Origin of the sequence: Maribacter sp. 2-571, assembly GCF_050589625.1 — a bacterium.
In the GTDB taxonomy this organism is placed as follows: domain Bacteria; phylum Bacteroidota; class Bacteroidia; order Flavobacteriales; family Flavobacteriaceae; genus Pelagihabitans.
Genome location: NZ_JBNGOP010000013.1, coordinates 137,774 through 144,030, shown reverse-complemented (window position 1 = coordinate 144,030; position 6,257 = coordinate 137,774). Strand labels below are relative to the sequence as shown.

4 protein-coding genes and 1 pseudogene are annotated in these 6,257 nt (G+C 42.2%); 4 read left to right on the top strand and 1 reads right to left on the bottom strand.

Features of this window, described 5'->3' with window-relative positions; translation table 11 throughout:
• Positions 1–213: pseudogene (locus tag ACRD7P_RS11340) on the bottom strand (IS982 family transposase); the annotation flags it as partial.
• A gap of 246 nt (positions 214–459) precedes the next feature.
• On the opposite strand from ACRD7P_RS11340, the gene ACRD7P_RS11335 reads away from it, so the two are divergent.
• The 4 genes from ACRD7P_RS11335 to ACRD7P_RS11320 all read left to right on the top strand — a co-directional run bounded on the left by ACRD7P_RS11335 (position 460) and on the right by ACRD7P_RS11320 (position 6,236).
• Positions 460–729 carry a hypothetical protein gene (locus tag ACRD7P_RS11335; protein WP_430907728.1) on the top strand — a complete coding sequence of 90 codons (270 nt, stop codon included), beginning with the start codon at positions 460–462 and terminating at the stop codon, positions 727–729.
• Positions 730–732: 3 nt separating this feature from the next.
• Positions 733–1,269: a hypothetical protein gene (locus ACRD7P_RS11330; RefSeq protein WP_430907727.1), complete on the top strand. Its 537-nt coding sequence runs from the start codon at positions 733–735 to the stop codon at positions 1,267–1,269.
• 349 nt (positions 1,270–1,618) lie between these two features.
• Entirely contained in the window at positions 1,619–4,717 is a 3,099-nt protein-coding gene (locus ACRD7P_RS11325; protein WP_430907726.1) for a SusC/RagA family TonB-linked outer membrane protein, read from the top strand.
• Positions 4,718–4,730: 13 nt separating this feature from the next.
• Positions 4,731–6,236 (top strand): hypothetical protein, encoded by a 1,506-nt coding sequence (locus tag ACRD7P_RS11320; RefSeq protein WP_430907725.1) that lies wholly within the window; start codon positions 4,731–4,733, stop codon positions 6,234–6,236.
• The last annotated feature ends 21 nt before the right edge of the window (positions 6,237–6,257 follow it).

The window sequence follows — 6,257 nt, the reverse complement described above, 5'->3', positions numbered from 1 at the left end:
ACGTACATAAGTCAAATAAAAATCTTTGAAGGTCCTGTATCCGGAGATTTGAAAAAGAACTTGGATGGTCATCACCTCCGAGAGCGACATTTTGGATTTGCGGATGCGCTTTTTACCGTTGGCTATCAGGCTTTTTTGCCAAAAAGGAACAAACTTCTTGCAAAAATCGTCTATGGAACAAAAAATTTCGATAATTTTAATAGTAGAAATCATAAAGCAGAATGTTATTTAAGTAATTGAAATTCAACACTTTAATTTACTAAATATTCTGCTTTTTTCCTATCTAAAAAATTCTTTCTTTACGTCGAACTCACGTTATTTAACCTGTTCTACTAATTTTTAATCAATATTATGACGAAGTAGTTTAAGCTTTTTGAATCATAGAGATAGGGCAACGGAAATTTGTGTTGCCACAGGCAGATACCATATCCTATCTACAGAGTACTCTACAAGGATATTATGGAAATGGAGATAGTTCCGCACAAACCTTTACAGAAAAAGGGTTTTACCCCAACGGTCATCTTATGCGAAATCGTCAGTGAGATAAACCATAAGATGAAAAGCGGGGTACAGTCGGAGCTATTGCCCGTGACGGCACTGTTCCCGAGGCCCAGAGCTAGTGATCGGTCTAACGCCATTATCAGAAGTGGCATCTTGACGGAACCTTCCTTGATTGTTGGAAGACCGTTTGAAAACGGCACAGGGACAGGCTCAACCTTTCTAGTTTAGACCTTGACGGGAAGCATACCCCTTGTAAACGTGGTGGCGAGATCTTGGAGTACAAAGGAGCAAGAGGATGAAGAACATCCTCGATACTTCTGGGTGCTCTACCTGACCGACCGCCATGGGCTGCCTTTGGCCATGTCGGAACCCGTTGCGGGCAACCACAACGACCTCTACGGCATCGAGGTGCAGTTCGAGGTAGTCACCGCCACGCTCGACCAAGCGGACATCGCGACGGACGGCCTGTTCCTTAACGCGGAGCAGGGTTCGATTTCAAGGATTTCAGGACGGTATGTTCCGCAAAGGAAATCAATGCCAACATCTATTTCAACAAGTGAAACGGGAGCGCGGACGTTAGGGACGAATAATTTCGACCAAGACCTTTATTCTGAAAGATATGCAGTTGAGAGGACAAATGCATGGATGGACAGCTTCCGGTCACTGCTCTACAAATTCGATACGACCATCGCAAGCTGGAAAGGTTTCAACTACCTGTCATTCATAGTCTTGGCATTGAGAAAATTCAAAATGAAAAAGTCTAAATGAGTTCGGAGTATAAGGAAGGCTAAAAAACTTTCCCTTCAGAAATTTATCAAGATTTTAAAATCTCCGAAGGAAATTCAATTTACTAGATCCAAGGACCGAATACACCCGTTCCGCTCAAGCAATACCCGCATAAAAATCACAATTTGACAACCTCCAGTTATATAAATAATGCAAAACAAATACGAGCATGCTTCCAACACACAAACAAGGCATCGTCATTTTTATTCCGAACAAAATCGCGTCAGGGCCTGAAATTAATATGCGCAGCGTTAAAATTTTATTAAAAAAGGTTTGGATAATTAACTTCCTTTTTTGATTTTTGCCGCTAGCTAATTCAAATAATTAAAAAATGAGAACAAAACTAAACGGATTCTTAACGCTACTATTAGCGGTTATTGTGCATTCGACGTTTGCACAAGACAAGACGATTACCGGTACGGTGACCGATCAAGACGGCTTACCACTTCCTGGGGTAAATATCTTGGTAGTAGGAACTACCAGTGGTACCCAAACCGATTTTGATGGCAACTATGCCATTAAGGGAAGTGAAGGCCAGGCCCTTCTTTTCACCTACATTGGTCAAAAGAACGAAAAAGTGACCATCGGTGCATCCAACACCATCAACGTACAAATGACGGAAAGTGCCCAAGCGCTAGAAGAGGTTGTACTTACCGGTGTTGCTCAAGGAACTTCCAAAAAGAAGCTTCCTTTTATTGTGGAAACCGTTCCTGTGGCAGGAGTACAAACGGTTCCAACGCCAGATGCTGCCTCCGCCCTTATCGGTAAGGTTGCAGGTGCACAAATCGTTCAAGGTGGCGGTAACCCGCTTAGAAACTCTGCGATTATATTGCGGGGTGCCAGTTCTATTGAAGGAAGTACGGCTCCCCTTATTATAGTAGACGGTGTGATCACCCAAGGGAGCTTATCCGATTTCAGTACCCAAGACTTTGAATCCATCGAAGTTGTTAAAGGAGCGGCAGCTTCCTCCCTCTATGGATCTTTGGCGGGTAATGGTGTAATCCAAATTATCACCAAAAAAGGAACAACGGACAAACCTAGGGTTAACATTCGACAGGAAAACGGTTTCTCGAATATACAGCGAGGGTATCCTTTGGCGAAAAACCATGACAGACTCTTGGATGCCAATGGTAATTTTGATGTAAGCAGTGGCGGTATCGTTGCCGACCCAGATGGATTGTTCGATAATCCATGGCCCGGACAGATTATAGACAATGTAGACCGGTTATTGACTACCCAACCTTATCAACTTACCACGATCAATGTATCACAGAAGCTGGATAAAATAGGGTATTTTGCTTCCCTTGAAGATAATAGAGTTGGTGGACTTATTGATGGTTTGGAAGAAACCAAGCGTCAAAATGCCCGTTTGAACATGACTGTCAATATGTCTGACCGTTTCAAAGTCGATTTCACCAACTATGTAGTAAGAAGAACAGGGCAGGAAGTGCAGCAAGGTGGACAAGGCGACAACTTGTTCTTTAACCTTCTTACCGGTGACCCGACCACAGATCTTGAAGTAAGGGATGAAAATGGAGGATTTGTACCTTTCTACCCCGACAACGGTTTTATTGGCGAATACCAAAACCCATTGTATGTAGCACGTCAGCAAAGAAACACTGTTGAAAGTTCAAGACTCATTTCCGGTATAACCGCAAAGTATAGCATTACCGACAATTTGTTTTTTGAAGGCCAAATTTCTACCGACCGTGGTAGCACTCAATTCGAAGAGTTTTTTCCCAAAGGTTACATCAGTGGAGCACAAGGCAACCCAAATACGGATAATGGTTTTTATTCAATCTTAAACGCCAAATCTGCGCGTGTTAATTCCTATGCACAGTTGAATTTCAACAAGACCTTTGGTGATTTCGGAATAAAAAGTTCCGTACGCTACTTGTTTGAAGATATTAAATCTTCTTTCAATCGTTCCCAATCGTCAAATTTCTTGACAGAAGGCGTTCGTAACTTACAGCAGGGAACAGAAAACATTTTTGTTTTCTCTGGTCAGTTCAGAGAAAAAACACAAAATCTTTTCTTCTCGGCAGATTTGGATTGGAAAGAAAAGTTAATTCTTGGTGGTTTTGTTCGTACTGATAGAAGTTCTTTGTTTGGTGAAGATAACAGAGACCAAGTCTTTTATAGAGGCTCTTTGGCCTACCGTTTAAGCGAGGACTTTGAGTCGGATGTATTCACCGAGCTTAAATTACGCGCTTCTTATGGTACTGCAGGTTTGCGACCAAACTTCGGCGATATTTTTGAAACGTTCTCTGTAGCGCAGACGGGAATCAGTCCTGTACAAATTGGAAACCCCAATCTTCAATCTCCGGATATTAGCGAGCTTGAAGTCGGTTTGGACTTTACCCTATGGGATAAAATAGATGCTTCTTTTACCTATGCGAATTCTCAGACAGAAGGAGCGATTATTACCGTTCCCCTTTCTGGTGCGGTTCCGGGAACAGTTCAAAGACAGAATGTTGCCGAAACGGAGTATACTTCCTTCGAAGCATCCATTAAAGGCACTGCGATAGAAACGGAAGACTTTCAGTGGACTTTTGGTATCACGGCTTTCACCGTGGATAATCAAATCGTAAGTCTTGGAGATGTGGCCCCGTTTAACCGAAATATTGTCGATTTCGGCGATAACGTTATAAATCGGGTCGATTCAGCTCCGGCCGTTAATGTTTTTAGAGTAGAGCCAGGACAGCCCTATGGAGCCATGTTCGGTAATACCTTGGTGAAATCTTTGGATGACCTTACCGTTGAGGATGGATTGGTAATCAATGAAGGACTTAACCTTCCGATAAGCGACTTCAGTGTCAATGAATTTGGACACGTAATCGTTACCGCCAATGAAGGCGAAACAGGGCTTGTAGGCACCGGTGAACAAGCCATCCGTAAATGGAACGCCGACACCAACCAATTGGAGGTAGGCTTTATCGGAGATACCAACCCGGATTTCAATATGGGCTTTAGAAATACGTTTACCTATAAGAACATGAGTTTATACACCTTGATAGATGCACAATTTGGCGGTGATGTCTACAATTATTCAAGACAGTTTTTATACTTTAACGATAGGCACGCCGATTTGGATACCTTTGGCGCTGCGGGGCAACCGTCGTCTTATGCCAACGCAAGTTCTACGATTTACAACGGCGCTGCACCTATTGACTATTTTGTAGAAGATGCATCATTTGTAAAAATTCGTGAAATTTCCTTATCTTATACCTTTGATAAAGAGATTTTAGGACCACAATTACCTCTAGAAGCTATTAAGTTGACATTATCAGGTCGTAATCTTTGGACATTTACCGACTATACTGGATATGATCCAGAAGTCGCTTTGGCGGGAAGTCCGATTTTTAGGATTGATGAGTTTACCTTTCCGAATTTTAGGTTATTTGCTGGTTCCATCTTGATAACATTTTAAAAAAAAAAGCATTATGAAAAAAGTAGTTTATTTATTAACGGCCTTGGGAATCATGTCGTGTTCCCAAGAGGAATTTAATATTCCAAACGATAACCAGGCCGATGCCGGAAGGGTATTGGCAAATGCCGCCGATTTCCAGAATTTCAATATTTCCAATCATTCGGCATTGATGACCTCACAGGTAGAATTTACCGGAGTGTATTTTAGGGCACTGTCCGATCAGTTTTCAACTACCAATGCGTTTAGAGGTTTCTGGGACTTTTGTGATCAGCCAAGACGGCAGATTATCAATTCTACCGCCAATGACGATTTACCATTTCAAGCTGGTGGTGGTTGGAATGACTTTAATTCCGTAATCAACAATGCCAATATCGTTATTGGAAATATAGAAATCGATGGAAACACTGTAATTGACGGTGACACCGATTTAACGAACCAGGAACTTGCAGGCGCTTATTTTGATAAGGGTGTTGCTCAAGGATATCTTGCTATGATCTACAATCAGGCGTACATCGTAAATCCTGATACCGATCCTAACACACTTGAATTTTCGACCTATCAAGAGGTGTTTGCCGCGGCAGTCGCCAACATTGAGCAAGCGATTTCAATCGCTCAAGGAGAAAGTGGTTTTCAGTACCCAATATATCCAAACGGAGAGGTTATCGATGGAGCAAGATTTATTGCATTGGCCAATAGCTATTTAGCAAGGTTGACTATCGCGCTTCCAAGGACTAATGCGGAAGCCCAAAGCGTGGATTACGATGCCGTACTTGCGTATGCAAATAACGGTATTACCACAGACCTTGCACCGCAAGCCACCGAAAATGTATTTTTCAACAATTTCCAAGATTGGTCTCTTTTCGATTTGAGTCCGGCCGGTTACATGCCGACAGACATCAAAATTCAACGTTTATTCGACCCAACGTACGATACGGACTATCCTATAGATGATACCATCATCTTAGATCCCGTAGTTACAGATGACCCAAGAGTAGATGAGTATTATGCCTATGTTGGTTCGGAATTTGGATTTTTACGGGCCTCTAGGGGTAGACAATTATTTTCCAGTTACAAGACAATCAAGTTCTTTAACGGTAATAATCAAAACCAAACAGGTATTCCAGTGAACATTTTCGCTGCAGCCGAAATGGACTACATTAAAGCGGAGTGTTATTATAGAAAAGGTGATTTTGCTTCTGCTGTTGCTGCCTTGGATGCTTCTCCAAGAGCTACTAAAGGTAATCAGTCTACGACTGCCGCAGCTGACAACGTACTGAACGCCCTGCTCTATGAAGTATCTATAGAGCTTGACCTTGCTTCTGGAATGTGTGTCGAATGGGCTTTTATGAGAAGACATGATATGTTACAGGCAGGATCTCCTACCATGTTTCCAGTACCCGCTTCCGAATTGGAAGTTACCCAAGATGATATTTACACTTTTGGTGGAGAGGCCTCAGCCGGAGATGTAGGTACTGCTACGGGAGCTAACGATTGGAGAAATAGAGACTTCGTATATTAAAAAACGAATAAATATTTTTAT